Genomic DNA, 23,256 nt, shown 5'->3' with positions numbered 1-23,256 from the left:
CGGACTTCCTCATCCGTGATCGTTGGCCGTGCCACCGTTGTCCCCCTGGGGGATGTCGTTGTCAGCGAGGAACTGTGCGACTTCGTCCCGTCGTTGTGCGAGACGGCCTCGGAGGTACGGGGTCATCGTGGGGTCGCCTAGGTGCTCTTCCATTTGGAGCAGCCAGCGACGGAGGGCGTCGATGTTGCTGGTGGTGAGGGCGACGTTTCGACATGCGAGGGGTTGACAGTGCTGGAGCGACGGGCCGTCGGTTTCGGCCCGGCGGCACAGCGCCCGATCGGGGTTGTAGACGCAGGTCACGAATTCTCCGGGGTAGACATGTGGGTCGTGCCGTGTGATGTGGCGCTGTAGGCGCTTGCGGTCCGCGATCACCTTTCCGGGAAACTGCACATCCCCCGCGATGGCCTTCAGTCTTGCTTCGGCTTCCTCGCCTGCGGGTCCGGTAAGCCGCCCGGGGGCGGCATCGAGGACGAGATCGCAGAGCTGTTCGCTACGGGTGAATGCCTGTTCGGCTTCCACTTCTTGGCGGAATCCGGAGGATGATGTGCCGGCGTAGCCCTCGAACATCTGGATGCTCTGGTGGCGGTACTGAATGGCGCCTGCGATCGACCCGCCTGGCTGTCGGGCGATGGACCATGCCAGTGTCCGCCTGAACTGACGAGTCGTGAACCTCCATGGGCACCCGTCGACTGTGGGAATTCCATCGCTTCGCCGACGCTCGGCGCAGTAGTCATTGACCCAGGCAGAGAATGCGTTGATGTCGTTGACCGTGGTGTGTGATTGCTTGGGGTGGGGTGTCGTGTCCTGGTCCACTTCTTTGCCCCTGGTGCGCTTCGGTACAGGGGGCGACGCGAAGAGAAGGCGCTGGGGCTCGGGCACCAGCCGCTCCAGTACGTCGACGGCTCGGGCCACCGTCGCGGTGACGACCCAAGTCGCTTGGATCCCGAGAGGGGTGTTCTCTCCCTTGAAGGCCTGGCTGGTCAGTTTGTACCTGATGGGTTCGCCATCCTCGTCGCACCATCGTTGCAGGCAACCCCGTTCCAAGTGCTTGATCTCGGCGTCGCGCATTCCGGACAAGTACGCAATGACGATGTAGCAGGCGGACTGCAGCCGTCGTAGCATCGCCCCGATCTCGTCGGTGGCGACGCCCCGTAGCCATGGTTCGCTGTCCAGGGAGGCATGGATAGGCGTGCGAAGGTAAGTGGCGTCGTCCAGTCCTACCTCGTCCAGGGCTTCCTGGATGAGGTGCCAGTACATGTGCTGGTGCCTGATGGTTTCCTGGTGCACGCCCGCTTCGCGGGCCAGATGATTGAGGTTGACCGGGGCGCGGCCCTGGATCGGTTTCGGCGTGCTGCCGGCACGGGGAAGAGGACGTCTGTCCGCGCGGTACTCGGACAGAAGGGCGGTCAGCCGTCGCGTCGTGACGCCGCGAGTTCGATCGACATCAGGCACGGTGGCCTGCAGTTCGGCCCAATCGTTCCGGGCCCGCAGAACGTCGTCGGCGAAGTCCTCCACCCAGCGCAGCGCCCACGTCATCAGCGGCGCCAGGACCTGCTCGGGGATCCTCGGTGTTCGATTCTCGCGGGCCTGTGACCTCTGGCGGCGGCCGTGGACGGTGGCGTCGAACCAAAGAGGATGTGGGTCGAGCGGCAGAGTGTCGGACGTGAGTTTGCTGCGGAACTGCCACAAGAGCCGTACCGAGGCAAGTTTGACCAGATCGTTGCCGCGGGAATTGCGCTCGCTCTTGATGTGCGCTTGGAAGTCCAAGAGGTCCTGTGATGTCAGAGAATTCAGCTTCATCCCCCCTCTCTGATCGACCCACACCAGGAACTGGTTGATCTGGAGGAACCGGGCATAGATAGTGATGACTCGGATTTCCTTGTGCCCTGGGGGAAGATCGATGACCAGCAGGGCGAAGATCAGTTCCTTAACCGTCTGACGGAACTGTATGGGAACGTCGAGGAAATGCAGGGATATTTGGCGCTTGTGGACCTGGTGTACGGCCGGCGTGAGAGTCCAGATGTCGTCGCTGAAGCGTGAGGTTGTCGCCAGTTCAATGTGCTCACGCAGAGGGCGGGAGCGCAGGATGAACGCTGTCGGAGGAATGACGGTGAAGTCGGACTTGCGCAGGGCGAGAGAGGTCATCGAGGTTCCTGGGGGCCGCTGAGGAAACTGAGGTGAAGGGAGACGGGTTTCTTCGTAGCGGCCTTGGCCTGCTGCGCTTCGCTGAATTTGGGAAGAATCAATTGGGCGAGCGCGAGCCAGGTTCGGCCATGTTCCTCGACCCAATCGTCTAGTGGCAGCGTGTCTCGGGCCGTCTGCAAGAGATCGCGGACGGAAAGCAAGGCTGGCAGGTGGTGTTCGGTGATCAGTGCGTTTGGACAGCGCAGGCAAGTCAGGAAGGAAACGTTGCAGACGTCCGCGTCGGTGAATGGGCTGCGATGGATGGCCAGGCAAGCACTCGCCAGGGTGTCGAGTTCGCCTTGGATCACACGCCTTAGAAGTTCCGGGCTGATGCCGAGATCATCCGCCATGGTTTCCGGGCTGCTATTTAGGGCGGCCTCGCTGGTGGCCACCAGGATGCGTGGCCGGAATGCCCGAGCGTTGGCCTCCGCTTCGTTGATGGCTGTGGTGAGTACCTGGTCTGCCCAGTCACGGATCCGGGGGTCGCCTTGGAGATAGTGGATGAAAGAGACGTCCATGGTGTTGGTGCGTGAGGCGGAGGGCAGGTGGCCGCCCACTGCCCGCGTCCGTCGTACTTCGACGGTTGTTTTGAGGCGATTAAGGTTGATCTCCAACGGATTTCCGTCGTCGTCGGTCAGCCCATGTGCTGCTCCCCATCTGCCCAGTTTCAGGTCGCGGGTCAAAGCGAGGGCATACGGGTCGATGTGGCCGAGCGAGGAGTGCCTGCTTTGCCCGGCGGGGTCATAGGCCGGCCGCCCGGCGATGCCGGCCCAGATACTCCACACCCGTGTGTCGCCCGAGAGACGGCGGCCGCGGCGCATCAGATCGTGCAGCAGCAAGTAGAAGCCGCCGGGGGTGTGCAACTGGCGACTCTCGCTGGTGCCGATCTCCCAATGCACGCTCTCGCGACTCTGCGATTTGCCTCGTCGGCGCTTGGTGAGGGCGACAGCTACCGCGCGCCCTTCAAGTACCCGGTGCTGCGACGGGAGCTCCTTGATCGTTTCGCTGTTGCGGCCAGTCAACGCGACTCCCAGCAGCAATAAGGGCGCTAGGTCGTCCTGGGTGAGGTATAGATGCCGCGCGAGGGCGACGCGCGCGAAGCGGTGCTGTACTCGCTGTGTGAGGCGGGTGGTCCAGGTAACGTCGGGGATATGGCCGGTTTGGTCCATCTCGTCGAGATGGGCAGCCAAGGTGCGGTCCTCGGGGCTGAGGTCTTCAGGGGCATTCCGGAAGGTCTGCAAGAGGTCTTCGCCGACCCGAATTCGTTCCCGGATGCCCACCACGTCGCTGCGAGCGGCTGTGACCAGTGCTCGGAACTCTCGGTCCGAGTAGCCGGGCCTGCCGACGGCTTTGGCACCGTTTCGCTGGTGACCGGGTTGCTGCAGGAACTCGCGGAGTTGGGGTGACAACTCTGTGTCAGGGGTGACTGAGGCGAGCACCATGCGCAGGAGGGTCAACTCGATGGCCACGGGGCCGACCTTCACGGTCTTCAAGCGCTCGAGGCGATAGCGCTCCAGGTGTCGGGGCGTGAGTTCCCCGAGGGTAGTGGGCCGTGTGTGGAGGGACTCGAGGAAGACGAGCAGCCGGCGGATTCCCAGATAGGCGCTGCTGGCGCTGGACTTGGTCCGAAGAGTGCCAGTCGGCCCGGTCCGGGCCGCGAACGCGATCGCGAGGTCCCTGTGCATACGCGGCAATGGCAGCCGAGTGAAGTCGTACTCCTTTGTGCGACCGTCCTCGCCGGTGAACGGCACTGTCAGCGCACCCTGCTCGCTGTGCTTGACTGCTACGGATTCGTACGGCCCCGAGGGCATCGCGGAGCTACGGCCAGGACCAGTGGGTGCGAGGCGGGACTGATGGGAGATCTGCTCGCTCATGCCGCGCCCTCGGATTCTGCCGTGATCTCGGAGGCGGGCTGGGCAGCCGCAGCGGCGACGGGTTCCCAAGTGTCCGGGACCAGGGCCATGCGGGTTTGCATCTCCAGTTCCTGGAGGGTGTGCAGATACTTCAACGTCGTGGTGATCGACCGGTGACCGAGTCTGATGCGGACCCAGTTCAGAGGGTCGCCGAAGACCATCTGGTAGGTCTGGCGGTGCCCGGGGTTGGACTCGGCGAGATCATGCAGATGTCCTCGCCAGAGCTGCTCAAGGGTGATGACGGCGAAGGAATGCCTCAGTTTGTGAGGGTGTGAGGACAAGTCCACCCCCGCCCGGCGGCAGCGTCGGTTGCCCGCTCTGAATACCTCCTGCCAGCAGGAAGTTCCACTGGGCAGGCCCGATTCATTGAGCCACAGCGCGGCTGGCTCCAAGCCGTCGGGAGTGACGATGAACAACCGCTGCCGCTCGTGGCTGTCGAGTTTGTCCACGGTGATCCGATTTCCGCCGACGAAGACGACGGGGTCACGCCGGTCGGTGACGATCAACGGATCGCGGACCTGCTCGTACAACCCCTTGTCGCGGGCGTAATCGATGGCGTCCAGGCGTTCCATCTCGGCGTAGTCCCACAGCGCCTGAAGGGCCGAGGCAGGGTAGTAGACCCAGCGGGCCGAGCCGCCCTTCGCGATCGCCTCAGGCAGCCATGCGCGGGCGTTGTCGGCTCCGGGCGGCAGCGTGGGGATATCGAACAGCGAGAGTGCGGTCTGCTCGCACAGCCTCAGTCCTGTGCGGATCATGAGGTCGCTATAGGTGGCGTTGCGGGAGGCGAACCTGCCCCGGAAGGACGGATTGGGCAGCCCGGATGCGGTAAGACCGCGCAGGCCTATGTCCCGCCACAAACGGTACATGGCCGCGGTCATCCATTCGACATCGTTGAGAGAGCCTTGCCGGGATGCCTCGGCGGGAGTGGTGGTGCCGGCACCGCGGCGGTGAGGATCGCGGATACGGCTCTCGCGCTGGACGATCGGGTTCGCGCGCGTATAGCCGTGATAGACCGCCCAGTTGTAGAAGGTGTTGATGTCGGCGACTTCCCGGTCCCACGTCGTCAAGGCGACATGCGGTCCGCGGGGGTCTGCCGTCCTCCACTGTTTGTAGGCGGCGCGATCCCCCGAGGTGGCCTCGCGCCAGTCGCGACGGCCCCGGCTGACCCACAAGAACGTGAGCCATAGCACCAGGTCGTAGGCCATGGCCTGGCTGGTGTTGACTGGCCCGGCCTTGAGCATGCTGTCGAAAATGTGGTTGAGCTGGATGTCGTACCGGCCCTTGGGACTGATCAAGTACGGTTGCCGGTCCAGAATGTCGTGATCGTCAAGCCACTCGTCCAGGTCCCACAGCGTGTCGAGGAGCGGGTCCCCGCTCTGGGGGCGGGGCAGGCCGCGGCGGGTGTGAAAGACCCGCCATCGTGTGTCACTCATGATGCCTGTCGCAGCGGTTGGGGAAGGATCGGTGGATCGGGCTGCTGCTGAAACCGGGGATCAGCCGCCGCTGGCCAGCAGCGAAGCGTACGCGCGCCGCACCTGGAGCAGGGTCGGCTCCAGCGGCAGACCGGCGTCGTCGGACAGGCGGTGGCGGTGGGCCCACTCCTTCAACAGCGGGGCTACCGAACGCGGTGGCAGGGTGCCGGGACCCGTGAGGGACCACAAGCACCACAGCCGGTCAGAGTCCGACGCCCGGCGTGCGCGTTCGGTGAGCCGGTGCACCATGAGGTAGAGGTCCCCCGGGCCCAAGGGCTGATCGTCCGAAGCCCGAAGCTCCCATCGAAGGTTGGCGTGGCCTCCGTGTCGGCGGTCCGGAACTCTGATGGTTACCGTGCCCCGGACGGCGTCATGCTGGTGTGAGGCGGGAAGATTCACGAGCTCGGAGGGGCGGAGCCCGGAGAGCCCGGTTCCCAGTACAAGCAGTGGTGCCAAGTCTTCCCTGGTCAGGAAGAGGCCCCGGGCGACGTCGGCTCTCCTGGCCGGGCTGTTGGTCCGGTCGAAGAGATCGAGGACGTGGAGGTCGAGGCTTTCGATCTCCACGTCGGTGACGGCCGAACTGGGCGGGTCGGCCCGGTACGCCGCCAGCAGGCTGTCGCCCCGGTCAATTCGGTCGCGGACGGCGACAGCGTCACCCACGGCCGCGCGCATGAGTTGCTCGAACTCGCGGCGAGTGAGGCAAGAAACGGGTTGTTCCCGGGTTGGCCGCAAGAGGTTCCTAGCCAGCCTTGAGCCCGGTCGGGTGAAGGGAGGGCGGCCCCCGGTAGCAACTAGAGTTCCGACCTCCGGAGACAGGCTGCCGTATGGTGCATTCCGCAGGAGCCTGCATAGCGAAGCAATGTCTCGGTAGCAGGCGCCCGCGGAAGCCATGGTCCTCCGGATGGTTACGTATTGCCCAAGGTGCCGTGCGCGCAGGGACGACAGCGAATCCAATGGTTCGCCCAATGAGTCCAGGAAAGCCAGGAAGCGCCGTACGGTGGAGAAGCACGCCTGAGCCGTGGGCAGCGCGCCTACCGACTTCAGTGCCTCGGTCAGGCACATAGCCATCTCCAAGTGCAGGGCGGGGCATGGTAGTTCAGCAAGCCTGAAGGTGTGCGTGCGGCCGTCAGTGGCCCGGAAGGCAACCGCCGTCGGAGACAAGCTGGAAGGCTGGGGTGGTTCACTGCCGTCAGAGGAGAGCGCAGGCATGGGGCAACACCTTTCGTGCGGAAATTACGCACAGAGGAGCCCCCGTCGTAAACCAGGGGCCGGGCAAGGACCGGATCCGATTTAAGGATCATCCGAGGGCCTGCTCCGTTGTCCCGTGAATCCCCATATGGGTGACCCCTTGACGCCGCGTTCGAAAATGACTTCGAACAACGGGTTGCCGCATTCGTGTGCAATAGGAGGTGAGGCAATGCGCCAAGCGTCGATCATCAGCCACGAAGGGCAGGATCACGCCGGTCGATGTAACCGTTGAAGTTGGGGTCGAGCGCGCGCGTTACTTTCAAGCCGTCGCTGCTCCGCTGTCCCGTCAGCAGAGCAGCGATCTGGACTCATCGAGGATCGTGCACCAGCTTGTTCAGCTAGCAGTGGCGAGAATGAGTGCAAAGCCGGCGTTGGTGTCTGCCCAAATCTGGTTCGTACAGAGACCCGCTTCAGTCATTTCTTCCTGAAGCCCGGCTTGGGTGAATTTCGCGCTCCGCTCGGTGATCCATTCTTCTCCGCGAGTGAAATTCACTGCCAGGTCAAGGTCCCGGATTTTGACGAGCTGGTCGACTCGGCTGTGCAGCCGCATTTCGATGTGGCTTTCCGTACCGTTCCACACCGATACGTGGTCGAAGGCATCCGGGTCGAAGTCGGCGTTCAGTTCGCGGTTCAAGACATGCAACAGATGTTTGTCGAACTCAGCCGTGACGCCTTGAGCGTCATCGTAGGCGGCGATCATTTCCTGCTCGGTTTTGACCAGGTCAGCGCCGATGAGAAGGAAGTCCTCGGGACGCATGATGTCTCGGAGCCCGCGGAGGAACGGGCCACGGGCGGGTCGCCGGAAATTCCCCAGCGTGCTGCCGAGGAAGGCGATGAGTCGTGGGCCGTTCTCGGGCAGCGTCGGTAGGACGAGGGAAGTCGTGAAGTCGGCGCGGAGGGCGTGCAGGCGGATCCCCGGGTAGTCCTGGACGAGTTGGGCGCTGGCCTGATGGAGCGCGTCTGCACTGACGTCAACAGGGACGTAGTGCAATCCGCTCGGCCCCAGTGCCTCGATGATCAGCTTGGACTTCGTTGAGCTCCCGGACCCGAGCTCGACAAGGCTTCGTGCTCCGGTCCGCACAGCGATGTCCTGGGTATGGAGTTGGAGCAGTCCCAGTTCCGCCCGCCACAAGGGGTATTCCGGGAGCTGGGTGATTTCCTCGAAGAGTTCGCTGCCCCGGGCGTCATAGAACCACGTGGGCGCCGTGGACTTCGGGGTGCGGGTCAGTCCGTCGCTGATGTCAGAGCGAAGTGCCTTGGCGTAGTGCTCGGCCTCGAGAGTGTCGGTGTAGCCATAGGCCCGGTTGTCGTTCATGCGTGCCTCTCTTCGGTCGACGCCACATCGGCGGAGTGCCGGGATCGCAGTTTCCTTGTCGATCGCGCAACGCCGGCAGCAGCGGGCACCTTCCCCATCACCGGGCCGTTGGGTGCCCGGGATGACCGACGAGGCCGGGAAGCAGGCCGAGTTCTTCCATTACTGATCCGGTTTCTCTGCCTGGGCTTGGGCACACAGGTGGGCCTTGGAGTGCGGACAACGGACAGGATGAACGACCCACATAGCTCGGCCGTGACACCCTGCTCGTCGTCGTAGGCGGCGATCATCTCGTGCTCCGGCTTGACCAGGTCGGCTCCGATCAGAAGGAAGTCCTCCCGGCGCATGATGTCCCGGAGCCCCCGGAGGAAGGGGCCCCGGGCAGGGCGCCGGAAGTTGCCCAGCGTGCTGCCGAGGAAGGCGATGAGCCGCGGCTCGTCCTCGGGCAGCGAGGGCAGGACGAGCGGAGCCGTGAAGTCGGCGCGGAGAGCGTGCAGCCGGATCCCCGGATAGTCCTGGACGAGTTGGGCGCTGGCTCCCTGGAGCGCGTCCGCGCTGACGTCGACGGGAACGTAGTTCAGCCCGGCCGCGCCGAGCGCCTCGATGAGCAGCTTGGACTTCGTCGAACTCCCGGACCCGAGCTCGACCATGCTGCGGGCTCCGGTCCGCGCCGCCACGTCCTTGGCGTGACGGCGGAGCAACCCCAGTTCGGCCCGCCACAGCGGGTATTCCGGAAGCTGGGTGATCTCCTCGAAGAGTTCGCTGCCCCGGGCGTCGTAGAACCACGTGGGCGCGGTGGACTTGGGGGTGCCGGTCAGTCCGCCGCGGATGTCGGCGCGCAGCGCCTTGGCGTAGTGCTCGGCCTCGAGGGTGTCGGTGTAGCCGTAGGCGCGGGTGCTGGTCATGATGGCCTCTCCTCGGACGACGTCCTGCCGGTGGGTGCTGTGCGGGACACGGCCGGTGCCGCGACTGCGGTCAACTCGGTGATCTGCTCGAAGAGTTCACGAGGGGCGTCCTCGGGCAGGGTGCGGGTCGGAAGGAACGGACTCACGTGCGGGGCTCCTCGAGTGGTTCCAGAGACTTGAGCGGTGTCAGCAGGACGTCGGTGCGGCTCGCCGCTAGCAGCGTGCGGTCGGGGACCTCCTGCCAGTGCGGATCGTCGTCGTACGGCTCGGAGGCCACGACCGTGCCCAGGCCTGGCCGCTGGAGGTACCAGAGGGTGTCGCCCCAGGCGGTCGCGGCGATGGACTCGCCGTTGGTCAGCAGCAGGTTGAGCCGGGAGCCGGGGGCTGCCTCGGCGACCTCCAGGACCGTGTCGGCGAGCGCCTGGCCCTCCTCGTCGCCGCCACGCAGCCGATTGAGCACCAGGGCCCACACGAAGGCCGAGTCGTTGCGGGCCTCCATGGACAGCAGTTCCGCCGGAGGAAGCGAGGCGGTGAGGGGGGCCAGGGAGCCCGGCCAGCCCTTGACCGCGCCGTTGTGGCTGAACAGCCAGGGCCCCGAGGCGTACGGCGCCGCCGCGGCCTCGGCGTCGGCACCCGCCAGCGTCGCGTCCCGTACGGCGGCCAGGATCGCCGGGCTCCTCACGACCCGTGCGAGATCGGCGAACGACAGATCGGCCCAGATGGGCCCGGCCCGCCGGTACCGTGCCGGGACCGGGTCGCCCTCGGCATACCAACCGACCCCGAAACCATCGGCGTTGACGGTGCCGTACCGCTGCCGACGCGGTGCCCAGGACTGCCGGTACAGACCGTGCGGGGGCTCCACGAGGAGCCGGCCGAGCGGCTCCTCGGGTCCCAGGTACGCCAGGTGACGGCACATCAGACGGCCTCCGCGGAACGGGCCGTACGGAAGCCGGAGAAGATCTGCCGCCGGATCGGGTAGTCCCAGTTGCGGAAGGTGCCCCGGCAGGCCACCGCGTCCACGGCGAACGAACCGCCGCGCAGCACCTTGTGGTCGGGACCGAAGAACACCTCCGAGTACTCCTTGTACGGGAACGCCTGGAACCCCGGGTAGGGCTCGAAGTCGCTCGCCGTCCACTCCCACACGTCACCGATCAACTGTCGTACCCCGAGCGGTGATTCGCCCTGCGGGTAGCTTCCGGCGGGGGCCGGACGGAGGTGGCGCTGCCCCAGGTTCGCGTGTTCCGGCGCGGGGTCGGCGTCGCCCCACGGGTAGCGCGTGGAGCGGTTGCCGGCCGGGTCGTGCCGGGCCGCCTTCTCCCACTCCGCCTCGGTCGGCAGCCGCCGTCCGGCCCAGCGGGCGTAGGCGTCGGCCTCGTACCAGCACACGTGGACCACCGGCTCGTCGCGCGGCACGACCTCGGTGACGCCGAAACGCCGGCGCAGCCACTGCTTGCCGTCCCGGCTCCAGAACAGCGGTGCGTGGATGGAGTGTTGGCGTATGTGGGCCCAGCCCGCCGGTGCCCACCAGCGCTCGTTCTCGTAGCCGCCGTCGTCGATGAACGCCTGGTACTCGGCGTTGGTCACCGGCGTGGTGTCGATGTAGAAGGCGTCCACCTCACGCCGGTGCGCGGGGCGTTCGTTGTCCAGCGCCCACGGTTCGTCGGAGGTGCCCATGGTGAACGGGCCCCCGGGGACCAGGACTTCGGCCGGGCCGGTGAACAGCGGGGCCGGTGCCGGATCCGGGGCGGTCAGGGCCGCGGGCCCCTTGCGGAGCTGATGGGTGATCAGCATCGTCTCGTCGTGCTGCTGTTCGTGCTGGGCGATCATCCCGAAGGCGAAACCGGCCTCGGTGAGCCGGGTCCCGTGCAGCGCGCTGCCCTCCAGGATGTCCAGGACCCGGCCCCGCACCTCGGCCGCGTACCGCCGGGACTCCGCGGGCGACAGCAGGGGTAGCGTGGGGCGCTCGGAGCGCGGGTGCTCGAAGGCGTCGTAGATGCCGTCGATCTCGGGCCGTATCGCCTCCTGCCCACCGACCGTCCGCAGCAGCCACTGCTCCTCCTGGTTGCCGATGTGGGCGAGGTCCCACACGAGCGGCGACATCAGCGGCGAGTGCTGGGCGGTCAGGTCGGGGTCCTCGACGCAACTGGTGAGGAGCGTCGTGCGCTCCCGGGCGGTGACCAGGGTGGACACCGCCCGCTCGCGGAAGGACTCGGGGTCCACCGAGGGGGCGGTGATGGGGTCGGTCATGTGCGGATTTCCTTCCCGAGCGAACCGTGGGTCCGGTCCAGCAGATCGTCGGCGGGGCAGCGGCCCCGGATCACGTAGTCGTGCAGATACGTTTCGACGGCGCCCGTGACCTCGGGCGTGGCGCCCAGCCGGGGCAGACCTTCCAGGGCCGCCGAGAAGCACGCCACGGCCGCCTCCCGCAGTTCGGGATCGGCGAGGCCGTGGCGGGCCGCGTCGATCCACAGCGGATTGTGCGGCGCGGGCAGGGACAGGGTGCGCTCGGCGAGCGGCTTGACCACCCGGTACGCCGTCTCGGCGGTCTCCGGGTCGTCGAAGAGCGCGGCCGTCACGGCGAGCGGGACGATCCAGCCGTCCTCACCGGGCTGCGCGTCGATCATGCGCAGTTCGAGATGGCCGCGCGGCCTGACCGGCGGGAACAGCGTCGAGACGTGGTAGTCGAGATCCTCCCGGGTCGGCTGCCGGGGCACCGCCGACCTGGCCCACTCCCGGAAGGTGAGCCCCTCCGGGACGTCCCAGGGCCCGCTGTCCCGCCGTATGCACATCACCGGCGCGTCCAGGACGTGCCGGGCCCAGGCTTCACGCGGCGCGGCGTCCAGGTCGGGGCCGCCCGCCCGGCCCTTCCCGATCTCCGTCCACAGCAGCTGGCGGGTGGAGAGCCAGCCGGTGGGTTCCGAACGGGCGAGGGGGGAGTTCGCGAAGGCGGCCACCAGGACGGGGCCCAGCTGGTGCGCCAGCCACCAGCGGCGTCCGAGCCCCAGGGGGCCGGGCTCCTCGTACCCGGCGTCGACGCACACCTGCACGGAGGCCGAGGTGCACATCATGGCGCGGCCTGCCGGGCCGGTGCGGTCGAGGCAGGTCTCCATGGCGTCGTAGCGGGGTTCGCGGAGATATCTGCGCGGTGGGTGCCAGGGGTCGTGCCCCAGGCCGACGAGGCCGAGACCGTGCTCGGCGAGGGCCGCCCGGACGGCGGCGAGGTCGGCGGAGACGGTGGCGATGCACTCCGTCAGGGAGTCGGCGGGCTGGGAACTCAGCTCCAGCTGGCCGCCCGGTTCGACGGTGAGCGCCGACTTCAGGGGCACGGTCCGCAGTGCGGCGTAGGCCGCCGCGAGTCGTTCGGATGTCACGGGGAGCCGCGGGCCGCGCAGCTCGTGGACGAGCCATTCCAGTTCCACCCCGATGCGGCGGGGCGGGCCGGTCTTGAAGCAGATGCCACGGACCAGGGCCTCGAGCTCTGCTTCGGGAAGCGATGTACGAGGCTTCGTACAGTCGCCTGTGGAGTCGGACATGTCGGGATCCTCCTGAGATTCCACCATGCCACCGGTCCGGGGATCAGGTTGGGTCGGACCGGCAACGCTCGTCCCACCCAAGACCCTGATGCCGTTCCGCACAAGGGGGCACATCCGCGCATTAGGGGCTGTGGATCTCCGTTTCCCCGGTGTTTTCGAGGCGTTTTCCCACTGGGCCGGGCGCGGGAAACTCTGTTGCACCGCATCCCCGGCATCGCCCACGATTCCTGCATGAGCACGACGAGGGGGACCGCGCGGCGCGCGGTCATGGCGCCTACGGGGGTGGCGCCATGAGCGCGCGGCTGCGCGGTATCGCGCAGGAGACGGAACAGATCGTCGCGGCGGGTCGCTATCGGGCGCCGGACGGGCGCGAGGTGGTGCTGGCCGCGGAGATCGAGGCGGCGCGGGCGGGGACGCGGATGGTCGGCCCCGGGCCGGTGGCGGTGCCGGACTTCGCTCCCGCGGACACGTTCATCGAGGTCACGGGGGAGAGCAGCCTGGAGGCGGCCCGTCGGCTCGGCGACGGCCTGAGCGAGCGCGTGGCCGTGCTGAACTTCGCCTCTGCACGCAATCCCGGCGGTGGCTATCTGAACGGCGCCCAGGCCCAGGAAGAGGCGCTGTGCCGGGCTTCCGCGCTGTACACCTGCCAGCTCCGGGCCCGTGAGTTCTACGACCACCACCGTGCCCATCGCGACCCGTTCTACACCGACCGGGTCATCCACTCACCGGCCGTGCCCGTGTTCCGGGACGACCGCGGCCGTCTGCTGGACTCGCCGCACCTGGTCGGCTTCCTCACGGCGGCCGCACCCAACGCCGGAGTGGTGCGCCGGACGGCACCCGATCGGGTGGCCGAACTGCCGCGGGCCCTCGCGGTGCGCGCCGAGCGGGTGCTCTCGGTCGCCGTGGCCGAGGGCTACCGGCGACTGGTGCTGGGCGCCTGGGGCTGCGGGGTCTTCCAGAACGACCCCGCGCAGGTGGCGGGGGCGTTCCGGACACTGCTCGGCTTCGGCGGACGGTTCGAGGGCGCCTTCGAACACGTGGTGTTCGGGGTGCTGGACCGAACCCGGGGCGAGGTGGTCCGGGCGGAGTTCGCACGGGCGTTCGCGGACCGCGTGCCGCAGCGGGGCTGACGTACGGGTGTTCCCGGGCCGCGTGCCGCAGCGGGGCTGATGTACGGGTGTTCCCGGGCCGCGTGCCGCAGCGGGGCTGACGGACAACGGGCGGCCGCGAACCCCGTGCCGCAGCGGAGCTGACCGTCAGATTCAGCCGTACCGCTGCGTCCGCGGGCCCCGTGCCGCAGTGGCAGCGACCGTCAGGTCCAGCCGTACCGCTCGTGCAGCCGCTGCCTGACCAGGTTGAAGCGGCCCCGGTCCAGGGCGCAGGCTTCGCGGCGCATGCCCTCCTCGTGGAGGCGCAGGACGCGGTCGACGTCCACCCAGGAGTCCCGCCCGGTGCGGTCCCAGGGGCCGCTGCCGATGGCGACCCACTCCCGGTCCCCGTCGTGCCGCTTGCTCGACAGTTGTACGGCGAGGACGGTGCCGGCCGCCTCGCGGGCGACCACGAGCACGGGCCGGTCCTTGCCGCGGCCGTCGTTCTCCTCGAAGGGCACCCAGGTCCACACGATCTCCCCGGGGTCCGGGTCGCCGTCGTGGGCGGGGGAGTACTCGGTGCGCACCCTGCCGACCTCGCGGGGGTCGGCCTCGGTGGTGGCGGTGGCGCCGAAGCGGCCGGGGACGTTCTCATCGGTAAACGCAGTCACGGGGGCACCTTATGGCGTCCGCGGGACCGTGCGGGGAGTACGGTCGGTCGGATGAGCGAAGCGGCGGGCGCGGTCACCTTCGTGTGGCTGGGGATGGTGCTGGCGATCTCCTTCCTGGAGGCGCCGCTGAAGTTCCGCGCCCCGGGCGTGACGATCCGGATCGGCCTGGGCATCGGCCGCCTCGTCTTCCGGGCCCTGAACCTGGTGGAGAGCGTCCTGGCCGTCACGGTGACCGTCCTGGTCGCGGTCGACGGCCCACCGGCTCGGGTCATCTCGTGGACCACGGCGCTGCTGGTGCTGCTGGTCGGTCAACTCGCCGTGGTACGCCCCCGGTTGAACCGTCGCTCCGACCGCGTCCTGGCCGGCGAGGACCTGCCCCGCTCGCGCGGCCACCTCGTCTACATCGCCTTCGAGGCCGCGAAGGTCGTCACCCTGATCGGCCTGGGTGTCACGCTGCTCGCGCGATGAACGGCGGCGGCCCGGGACCCTATTCTCCAAAGGCCCCGGACCGCCAGTCCTTCACTCCCTGACCTATTCCTTGACCGGAACCTTCTGCACGGGCGGTGTGGCGACGCCGTTCAGCGAAGTGCCGTTGACGTTCTGCCCGTTCTGGTTCATCGACGCCAGCAGCTGACGGGCGAGTCCCAGCCCCGTGCCACCCATGGTGAGCGCCTTGGCGAGCATGTCCGCCATGCCGTCGGCGCCGTTGAGCACCACCATGTTGTCGACGTTGCCGAACGCGGACGCGCCGGCCTTGACGATCTCCGGCCAGTTCTCGGCGAGTTGCTGGGCGACGACCGCCTCCTGGTTCTCGGCGAGGGCGGCGGCACGGGCCTTGATGGCCTCCGCCTCCGCGAGCCCCTTCGCCCGCGCGGCCTCCGCCTCGGCCAGACCCTTGGCCTGCGCCGCCGCGGCCTCCGCCTCACCCGTGGCCCGGGTGGACGCCGCCATGGCCGTACCGCGGGCCTTGGTCGCCTCGGCCTCGGCACTGGCCGCCGCCTTGACCCGGGTGGCCTCGGCCGCCGCGGCCAGCTCGGTCTCCTTCGCCTTGGCCTCGGCCCCGGAGATCCGCGCGTCACGCTCGGCCTCGGCCAGCGTGCGCTTCTCGTAGGCCTTGGCGTCCGCCGGCTTGCGGACGTCCGCCTGGAGCTGCTGCTCCCGCCGGTGCGCCTCGAGTTCGGCGACCCGGGTCTCCTGGACGACGACCTCCTGCCGGGCCCCGGCGTCCGCGAGCGGACCGGCCTGGCGCGCCTTCGCGGCCGCCTTGTCCCGCTCGGCCTGGTAGCCGGCCTGGAGGATCTCGCTGTCCCGGGTGGCCTCCGCCATCCGGGCGAACGACTGCTGCTCGGCCTCGGTGGCCAGCCGGTTCGCCTCGGCCTGCGCGATGCGCGCGTCCCGCTGGACGGCCGCCGCGTGCGGCATCGCCAGGTTCTGGATGTACCCGGTCGGGTCCTCGATCTCGTGGATCTGCAGGGAGTCGACGATGAGCCCCAGCTTCTCCATCTCCGTGCCGCAGGCGGCCCGGGTCTGCCCGGTGAGCTTCTCCCGGTCGCGGATCATGTCCTCAACGGTCAACCCGCCGACGATGGACCGCAGATGACCGGCGAACACGTTGTGCACCCGCTCCGACATCAGCTTCTGCTGGTCGAGGAAGCGGCGCCCCGCGTTGGCGATCGACACGAAGTCGTCGCCCACCTTGAAGATGACCACGCCCCGCACCTTGAGCGGAATGCCCTGGTGGGTCACGCAGTCCACATGCAGTTCGGTCTCGTTCAGATCCAGCGAGAGCTTGCGCACCGCCTGCACACCGGGCAGCACCAGCGTGCCCCGCCCGGTGACGATGCGGAATCCCATGCCCGCTTCGAGCCCCTCGGTCTTGTGGTTCGAGCCCGAGATGATCAGTGCCTCGTTGGGTTCCGCGACACGCCACATCAGCTTGAACAGACCGATCAGAACGGCGATGGCACCTACGGCCACCCCCGCAACGACGCCGACAACCATCGGCATACGCCCCCTTGAAATGGTGCCCTTTCGGCACCGAACGAAGGGAGTCTGCGCCTGTTTGCGGCGGTGTTGAAGACGCTGGTGAATCCTTGTCGAAACCTTGATACAAACGCTTCTCACCTGCGCGTTGGCGGGCTCAACTGTCGTACGCCGACTGCACGTAGACCGTCCTCGGCGGCAGGTACTCCACCACCATCACCACGGTGCCGCGCTCGATCCGGTCCGTACCGGAGGCGGGGTAGGCGAGGAAGTGCTCGGCGCCGCCCCGCACCCGGACGATCACCTCGCCGACGAGCCCCGGCCCGATCGTCCCCGTGACCCGCCCCATGAGCCCGACCATCGACGCATCGTCCATGGTCACAGGGTACGGGCGGGCACCGTCACGCGGCGGCGGAACCCACCGCGCTCACGCGGCGGGGGAATTCAGCGCGACCCGCTCGGGCGGCCAGGACTCGTGCCAGCGCAGCTCCGCCTCCAACTGCGCGGCGAGCGACAGCAGCAGGGGTTCGCTGTTCGCCGGCCCGAGCAGCTGGGCCCCGACCGGCAGACCGCCCCCGACGAACCCGGCGGGCACGTTGACACCCGGCCACCCCAGCACGTTCCACGGCCAGGCATAGGGACAGGCCGCGATCATCGCCCGGTCGGTGGCCAGTCCGCCAAGCTCCAGCATGGCCCCGATGCGCGGTGGGGGAGCGGCCGTGGTGGGGGCGAGGACGACGTCGTACGACGCGAAGAACCCGCCGATACGGCGGTGCAGCACCGCCTCCGCGCGCCGCGCCGCCCGCAGCGGCACCCCGCCCAGCAGTCCGCCGAGCCGGGCCGCGTCACGGGTACGGCGGTCGAGGAGCGCGGGGAAGGGGGCCTCGCGGACCCGTTCGGCGATACCGGCGGTGGCGCGCGGGATGAAGGTGAGCCCGATCTGGCCGTACGGTGGATCGGCCTCCTCGACCGTGTGCCCCAAGTCGCTGAGTTTCTCGGCGAGTTCGACGACCCGGGCCCGGACCTCCGGCTGGAGCCGGGCGGGCAGTGCGGTGAACGGCGGCTTGAGGGCGAGCGCGATGCGTAGCCGGCCGGGGTCGCGACCGACGGCCGCGGCGGCCTCGACGGCGGGCGGGCGGTGCGGGTCCAGGTCATGGTTGCCGCTCGCCGCGTCTAGGAGCAGGGCCGCGTCGGCGACCGTGCGGGCGAGGGTGCCGTTGACGGTGATGCCCTGGAAGGACTCGCCGCGCGGCCAGGTGGAGATGCGCCCGCGCTGCGGCTTGATGCCGACGAGGTGGGTCCAGGAGGCGGGGATCCGTACCGAACCGGCCCCGTCCGAGCCGAGCGCGGCGGGCACGAGACCGGCGGCCACGGCCGCGGCGGACCCGCCGGACGAGCCGCCCGGGGTGTGCGCCGGGCTCCAGGGATTGCGGGTCGCCCCGAAGGCGGGTCCCTCGGTGAACGGCCACTGCCCGAACTCGCAGGTGTTGGTCTTGCCGACGATCACGGCCCCGGCCGCGCGCAGCCGTCGTACCGCCTCACCGTCCCGGGCGACCGCGGGGAACTCGCCCCGGCAGCCGAACGCGGTCGGCTCGCCCGCCACGTCCATGTCGTCCTTGACGGCGACGGGCACGCCGAGCAGTGGTTTGCGTGCCCCGGTGGCCAGTTGGGCGTCGGCGGCCACCGCCTCGGCGAGCGCGGCCTCGGTCCGTACGATCCGGAAGGCGTTGAGGGAGCCCTGGGAGGACTCGATCCGCGCCAGGGTCCGTTCGACGAGGGCCAGGGAGGTGATCTCGCCGGCGGCCAGCGCCCGGGCGGTCTCCACCAGCCCTGCGGAGCGGTCGTACGTCATACGGGGGCACCTCCGTGCTGCGGACCGACGCCGTCTACTGAACGGTAACGTCGGTAAGCGCTTCGACGGAACACGGGCCGGGAGAACACCGGCAGCCCGCAAGGGGATTGACGTGTTCCGGTCATCCCCTTACGGTCTGACCGACTTCCCGAACTCCGTTCGGCATGTCGGACATCAGAGCCGCGTCCTTGTCCGAGGGAGAGCCGCCCGTGACCACACGTCCCCCCACGCCGTCCCGCCGCACCCTGCTCCGCGCGATGGCCGCGTTGCCTGCCTCGGCTGTCCTGCTGGGCGAGCTGCCGGGCCCGGCCCTGGCCGCCGCCCCGCCGAGCGGCTCCGCCACCCGCTACACGATCGTGCCTTTCCTCAACAGCAACGACGGCACGGTGAACGTCTACCAGTCCGACGACGCCACGGACTTCCGGCTGCTCAAGTCCTCCGCCTACACGCCGCCCAGCAACAGGATCCGCGACGCGAGCTTCCTCAAGCACACCGACGGCTACTACTACCTCACGTACACGACCCACACCTGGCAGGACGTCAGCACCACCATCGGCTTCGCGCGCAGCTCCGACCGGGCCAACTGGACCTTCCTGTACGACTACACGGTCCCGATCGCCAACCTGTCCCGCGCGTGGGCGCCGGAGTGGTTCGTCGACGGCGACGGCAGCGTGAACGTCATCGTGTCCTGCTCGCTCACCAGCGACGAGTGGATCTTCACGCCGTACCGTCTGCGGGCCACGAACTCGGCCCTGACGACGTGGAGTTCACCGGTGGCCCTGGCGGGCCTCGGCGCGAACCACATCGACACCTACGTGGTGAGGACCGGCTCGACCTACCACGCCTTCACCAAGAACGAGACGACGAAGTACATCGAGTACGCGACGGCGTCCTCCCTGACGGGCCCCTACTCCATCTCCAGGACGGGGAACTGGGCGGGATGGGGCAGCTACCGCGAGGGCCCGTCCGTGATCCAGCTCGACAACGGCGGCTGGCGGATCTTCTTCGACGGCTACGGCGACGGCACCTACTACTACAGCGACAGCTACGACACCTTCGCGACCTGGTCGGCCCCGGCCGCACTGCCGGTGATCTCGGGCACGGCACGCCACTTCACGGTCGTCAAGGAGACGGTGTCCGGCGGCCCCTCGCTCGCGAAGAACGTGACGCGCTCCTTCCGCTCGGCCAACTACACCACCCGCTACTGGCAGAACCAGTCCTCGCAGCTCAACCTCCCGGTGGTGACCGCCTCCAGCACGGCCGCCGAGAAGACGGCGTCCACCTTCACGGTGGTCGCCGGCCTCGCCGACTCGAGCGGCTTCTCCTTCCGCGACTCCTCCGGCAACTACCTGCGCCACTGGGACTTCCGCGCCCGCTTCGACGCCAACGACGGCACCTCGACCTTCGCCAAGGACGCGACGTTCATCGCCCGCACGGGCTCGTCGTCGGGCTCGATCCGCTGGGAGTCGTACAACTACCCCGGTTACTACCTGCGCCACTACAACTACCAACTCCGCGTGGCCCGGACGGACGGGACGGAGCTGTTCCGGCAGGACAGTTCTTTCGTGCCGGTGGCGGGCTGGGCCTGACCTGCGCACCGTCTGACCTGGGGTGTTCCCTGGGAGATCGATCTCGCACCGGCGACCTGTGCCGTGCCCAGCGACCGTACGAGCCCGGCTTCCTTCTCCGGGCGAGCTCGGCTGGGCCTGGAGGAGTCGAGGACAGGTTCCCCCAGGCCCGGCGACGGTCAGACCTTGGTCCAGCGCTGGTTGGCGGCGCCTGTACACGTCCAGAGCTGGAGCTTGGTGCCGTTCGTCGTGGCGCCTCCGGTGACGTCCAGGCACAGGCCGGACTGCACGCCCTTGATGCTGCCGTCCGCCTGGAAGGTCCATTGCTGGTTGGTGGAACCGCTGCAGGTGTAGATGATCACCTTGGTGCCGTTGGTGGTTCCGCCACCGCTGGCGTCCAGGCACTTGCCCAGGACGGTCAGGGCGTTACCGGCGGTGGGTGTCCATTTCTGGTTCGTACCCCCACCGCAGTCCCAGATGTCGATCTGGGTGCCGTTGGTGGTGCTGGCGCCCGGGTCGTCCATGCAGCGGTTCGACGCGGCGCTCACCAGGCTGCCGGTGGCCGTCAGGCCGATCGACACCGAGCCGAGAGTACGGGGCTGGGTGGCCGGGGTGCCCGTCACCGCGGTCACCGTACGTCCGCCGACGGGGTCGGAGACCTGCTGGACGAGGTACGAGTGGCCGTTCACGGCGGGGACGGCGATCTGGGAGGCGGTCGTCGAGGCGACCACGACGGTGCTCTCGTCGTCGCCGTCGACGACCTGGACCTGCTGGCTGGGCCAGGGGTTGCGGACGTTGATGGTGCCGGTGGAGCCGGCGTTGATGCCGACGGTGGTCACGGTTCCGCCGCGGACCTGGACGGAGACCTTGCTGCCGCCCTGGATGAACACCGTGCCGTCCGCGTCCCAGCCCGACGGCAGGGCGGGGGCGATGCGGACCAGGCCGTCGTAGTCCTGCACCAGCGCCTCGCTCAGCGCCGCGGCGACCACGCCCTGCTGCTCGCCGTACGGCTCGTTGCCCACGAAGGTGGCCAGCCCCGAGGGCAGCGTCTGGTACTTCTTGGTGAGCCCGACAAGGGTGCTGGCGACGTCGCTGCCCAGTCCGAGGCGGGCGGCCTGGATGGGGTCGTTGCTCCAGTCGTTCTCCAGCTTGTTGGGGCGGTTGGTGAAGGTGCGCTTCGCCAGGTCGGTCAGGCTTCCGGAGTCGCCGATCAGGTTGTAGGGCCACACCGGTTCCAGGCCGATGTTCTCGCTGTTGTGCTTGGTCGCCGAAGGGTCGTAGGAGGGCGCGAGCATGTCGGCGCCGGCGGCGTCGTCGGCCGCGGAGAGCAGTTGGCTCTTGGTCGCGATGTCGGTGCGGGCGAAGGGGCGGATCTTGGGGATCGCGGCGTTGAGCTGCGTCACGAGATCGGCGTCACGGCCCAGTGTCTGCGCGGCCTGGACGGTCACCGGGAACAGGGCCTGCATGGCGGCGATGTCGGTGGTGGGGTCGTGGACGTCCCACTGCGTCTCGTGCGCGTTGGAGGGGAAGGTGTGCAGGAAACCGTCGGCGCCGGTGGTGGAGTAGGCCAGCAGGAAGCGGGCGGCCTCGGCCATCAGCGGGTAGTTGGCCGACAGGAACGACTGGTCACCGGTCATCTTGTACTGCTGCCAGACCCACAGGCCGACCTCGGCGCCGGTGCTGATGGTGCGGGCGTTCCAGGTGGCGCTGGTCGCGGAGTCGCAGTTCAGCGCGGCGTAGTTGCTTCCGTTCTCGTAGCCGACGCCGTTGAAGCGCATCGTCTCCGGGACGCAGATGCCGGCACGGTTGCCCATGTGGGCCTTGGTCCAGCCCTGGATGTTGCTCAGGTTGTCGCGATAGAGGCGGAAGTAGGGGTCGTTGAGGTCGAAGGCGCCGGCGGAGAGGTTCGCCTGGACCTGCATGCGGGTGTTCCAGTGCCACCACGCGCCCGGGTCCCACCGATGGCTGTCCTGGTACGGGGAGAACAGGTCGGCGATGCCGGCCTGGGATCCGGGGTACGTGTCGCGGCTCTGCGCGGCGGCGCCGTACAGGTCCAGAACGCGCAGGTTCTCCATGTAGTCGGCGCTGCCGTCGGAGGACGAGAGCTTGATCAGACCGACCCTGCCCCAGAAGGAGTGCCACCAGGACAGGTGGGATGCCTTGAGAGTCGAGGAGGCGGTGGTCGCGTCGCTGCCGAGCAGGGTCGTGGCGGTGGCCTGGGCGTCACCGCCGGTCCAGTGCGGGGCGGCGGCGACGACCCGGAAACTGCCGTCGGAGTTGGGCGTGAACGAGACCTTGACGGTCTTGGAGTCGACGACGCTCGCGCTGACGCCCTGCCCGCCGGCGGTGATCGCGCCGAGCGAGCCGAACGTGTCCCCGGACGCCCCGCTCTGCGTGTTGTCCACCCAGGTCTCGCCGAGGGTGGCGATCTTGCCGGAGGCCAGCGCCTGCGGGGAACGGCCCGACCAGAGGGCCAGCTGCGCGGTCTGCGCGGAGCCCGGATCGGCGCCGGTGACGTCGACGACCAGTTCGTCCTTGTCCGCGCGGGTGTAGATGGTGGCGGTCATACCGCCCCCGGACTCGACCAGGGTGCCGTCGTAGAGGTCGAGGTGGGCGGTGAAGTCCGGGGCGCTGGTGAGTGCGGACAGCCCCGGTATGGTCAGCCAGCCCGGCGACTTGCGCTGCGGAAAGGTGTCGGAGCGGTTGAGCTGCGCGGTGAACCCACCGGCCGCCCAGACCGCGGCGCCCATCGTGCCGTTGCCGAGCGGCATGAACTGCGACTGGGCTGTATTGGGCCTGGTGAGGACCACGTTCGAGCGGCGGACCAGGTTCGGGGTGTCGACCTGGAACGCCCCTGCCTGCCAGGCGGTCGTTGCCGTCGCCGCTTGGGCGGAAGGGGCGGGGGATGAAAAGGAGAGGGCTGCGGTCAGGGCGAGGCCGAGGGAGGCGCCCAGTGCAGCCGTTCTTCGGTTACCGGACATATGCGTGATCACTTCCTTGTGAAGCACGACCCGAGTGCGGAGCGCGGTAGGGGGCTGGAGCGAGGGGTGGGGATGGGGGATTGGGGGATCGGCAATGGGCAGGGCAGGTGAGGACCCTGGCCTGCCTCTGGCTGGTGCCGGGGTAGCGGTGAGGGCGGAGCGGGTCGTCCGAGCCGGGCCGTTGGCGGACCCTCGATGCGGCGGGAGACTGCGTGCCGTCACCTGGCAGGCCGAAACTGGGGCTGGTCAGGGATGTAACGGAGCCCGAACCAGGCGTGAGCGGATGTCCTGCGGAGTGTTGCCGACGCACCGGACTGGTGGCATGCCCATGCTGCCGACAAGTCTGCAAGGGAACAGTGGCATTGATGCTCCTCGAGTAGGCCCCCGAGTCGAAAGCTCCGATGACTCGAGTCCATACTTCGGGTGGCCCGCATGAGTCGCAGGGAAGAGCGGCTCGGATGCTTCAACGTAACTGGAAGTTTTCACGATCGGTCCCTCGAATACTCACGGGCGGTGGTCCGTCGTGAGATGATTCATCGGACGTCT

General features: G+C 68.5%; 18 protein-coding genes. 3 read left to right on the top strand and 15 right to left on the bottom strand.

The genetic code is table 11. The features are described 5' to 3' along the window. Positions 1 to 9: 9 nt before the first annotated feature. The 10 genes from OHN19_RS04410 to egtA form a co-directional block, all read right to left on the bottom strand. On the bottom strand, positions 10 to 2,145 hold the full coding sequence (locus OHN19_RS04410) for a hypothetical protein (protein WP_330262853.1): 2,136 nt from the start codon (positions 2,143 to 2,145) through the stop codon (positions 10 to 12). Continuing rightward, on the bottom strand, positions 2,142 to 4,058 hold the full coding sequence (locus tag OHN19_RS04405; protein WP_330262852.1) for a hypothetical protein: 1,917 nt from the start codon (positions 4,056 to 4,058) through the stop codon (positions 2,142 to 2,144). Before OHN19_RS04405 ends, OHN19_RS04410 begins: the two co-directional genes overlap by 4 nt. Beyond that, positions 4,055 to 5,530 (bottom strand): integrase, encoded by a 1,476-nt coding sequence (locus OHN19_RS04400; protein ID WP_330262851.1) that lies wholly within the window; start codon positions 5,528 to 5,530, stop codon positions 4,055 to 4,057. The genes OHN19_RS04405 and OHN19_RS04400 overlap by 4 nt, the downstream gene beginning before the upstream one ends. Before the next feature lie 60 nt (positions 5,531 to 5,590). Beyond that, entirely contained in the window at positions 5,591 to 6,241 is a 651-nt protein-coding gene (locus OHN19_RS04395) for a hypothetical protein (protein WP_330262850.1), read from the bottom strand. A 910-nt stretch (positions 6,242 to 7,151) separates the two neighbouring features. Next, the gene (egtD, locus tag OHN19_RS04390; RefSeq protein WP_330262849.1) at positions 7,152 to 8,132 is read right to left on the bottom strand and encodes an L-histidine N(alpha)-methyltransferase; all 981 of its coding nucleotides are present in this window, start codon (positions 8,130 to 8,132) and stop codon (positions 7,152 to 7,154) included. Further along, positions 8,129 to 9,034 (bottom strand): L-histidine N(alpha)-methyltransferase, encoded by a 906-nt coding sequence (locus OHN19_RS04385; protein ID WP_330262848.1) that lies wholly within the window; start codon positions 9,032 to 9,034, stop codon positions 8,129 to 8,131. Before OHN19_RS04385 ends, egtD begins: the two co-directional genes overlap by 4 nt. Then, positions 9,031 to 9,180 (bottom strand): hypothetical protein, encoded by a 150-nt coding sequence (locus tag OHN19_RS04380; RefSeq protein WP_330262847.1) that lies wholly within the window; start codon positions 9,178 to 9,180, stop codon positions 9,031 to 9,033. Before OHN19_RS04380 ends, OHN19_RS04385 begins: the two co-directional genes overlap by 4 nt. Further along, a complete protein-coding gene (gene egtC, locus OHN19_RS04375; protein ID WP_330262846.1) occupies positions 9,177 to 9,950 on the bottom strand; it encodes an ergothioneine biosynthesis protein EgtC in 774 nt (257 codons plus the stop codon). The genes OHN19_RS04380 and egtC overlap by 4 nt, the downstream gene beginning before the upstream one ends. Next, the gene (egtB, locus tag OHN19_RS04370) at positions 9,950 to 11,281 is read right to left on the bottom strand and encodes an ergothioneine biosynthesis protein EgtB (RefSeq protein WP_330262845.1); all 1,332 of its coding nucleotides are present in this window, start codon (positions 11,279 to 11,281) and stop codon (positions 9,950 to 9,952) included. The genes egtC and egtB overlap by 1 nt, the downstream gene beginning before the upstream one ends. After that, a complete protein-coding gene (gene egtA, locus OHN19_RS04365) occupies positions 11,278 to 12,567 on the bottom strand; it encodes an ergothioneine biosynthesis glutamate--cysteine ligase EgtA (RefSeq protein WP_330262844.1) in 1,290 nt (429 codons plus the stop codon). The genes egtB and egtA overlap by 4 nt, the downstream gene beginning before the upstream one ends. A gap of 290 nt (positions 12,568 to 12,857) precedes the next feature. Here egtA and OHN19_RS04360 point away from each other — a divergent pair, with 290 nt between their 5' ends. Beyond that, positions 12,858 to 13,697: a TIGR02452 family protein gene (locus OHN19_RS04360; protein WP_330262843.1), complete on the top strand. Its 840-nt coding sequence runs from the start codon at positions 12,858 to 12,860 to the stop codon at positions 13,695 to 13,697. A 182-nt stretch (positions 13,698 to 13,879) separates the two neighbouring features. On the opposite strand, the gene OHN19_RS04355 is transcribed toward OHN19_RS04360, so the two are convergent. After that, positions 13,880 to 14,326, bottom strand: a complete 447-nt coding sequence (locus OHN19_RS04355; protein ID WP_330262842.1) for a type II toxin-antitoxin system PemK/MazF family toxin — start codon at positions 14,324 to 14,326, stop codon at positions 13,880 to 13,882. A 51-nt stretch (positions 14,327 to 14,377) separates the two neighbouring features. Here OHN19_RS04355 and OHN19_RS04350 point away from each other — a divergent pair, with 51 nt between their 5' ends. Next, positions 14,378 to 14,794, top strand: a complete 417-nt coding sequence (locus tag OHN19_RS04350) for a hypothetical protein (protein WP_330262841.1) — start codon at positions 14,378 to 14,380, stop codon at positions 14,792 to 14,794. A gap of 63 nt (positions 14,795 to 14,857) precedes the next feature. Here the strand turns inward: OHN19_RS04350 and OHN19_RS04345 are convergent, their stop codons facing one another. From OHN19_RS04345 to OHN19_RS04335, 3 genes are all read right to left on the bottom strand, one after another. After that, complete coding sequence (locus tag OHN19_RS04345) at positions 14,858 to 16,333, bottom strand: flotillin family protein (protein ID WP_330262840.1); 1,476 nt, start codon at positions 16,331 to 16,333, stop codon at positions 14,858 to 14,860. A gap of 133 nt (positions 16,334 to 16,466) precedes the next feature. Then, entirely contained in the window at positions 16,467 to 16,685 is a 219-nt protein-coding gene (locus OHN19_RS04340; protein ID WP_330262839.1) for a hypothetical protein, read from the bottom strand. 51 nt (positions 16,686 to 16,736) lie between these two features. Further along, the gene (locus OHN19_RS04335) at positions 16,737 to 18,161 is read right to left on the bottom strand and encodes an amidase (protein ID WP_330262838.1); all 1,425 of its coding nucleotides are present in this window, start codon (positions 18,159 to 18,161) and stop codon (positions 16,737 to 16,739) included. Between the two features lie 209 nt (positions 18,162 to 18,370). Here OHN19_RS04335 and OHN19_RS04330 point away from each other — a divergent pair, with 209 nt between their 5' ends. Next, positions 18,371 to 19,750, top strand: a complete 1,380-nt coding sequence (locus tag OHN19_RS04330) for a glycoside hydrolase family 43 protein (protein WP_330262837.1) — start codon at positions 18,371 to 18,373, stop codon at positions 19,748 to 19,750. Positions 19,751 to 19,908: 158 nt separating this feature from the next. On the opposite strand, the gene OHN19_RS04325 is transcribed toward OHN19_RS04330, so the two are convergent. Next, positions 19,909 to 22,710, bottom strand: a complete 2,802-nt coding sequence (locus tag OHN19_RS04325; protein WP_330262836.1) for an RICIN domain-containing protein — start codon at positions 22,708 to 22,710, stop codon at positions 19,909 to 19,911. Positions 22,711 to 23,256: the final 546 nt, after the last annotated feature.

The organism is Streptomyces griseorubiginosus (assembly GCF_036345115.1).
Lineage (GTDB): Bacteria > Actinomycetota > Actinomycetes > Streptomycetales > Streptomycetaceae > Streptomyces > Streptomyces griseorubiginosus_C.
The sequence above is the reverse complement of the archived record's forward strand: the minus strand, read 5'-3'. Positions and strand labels throughout refer to the sequence as shown.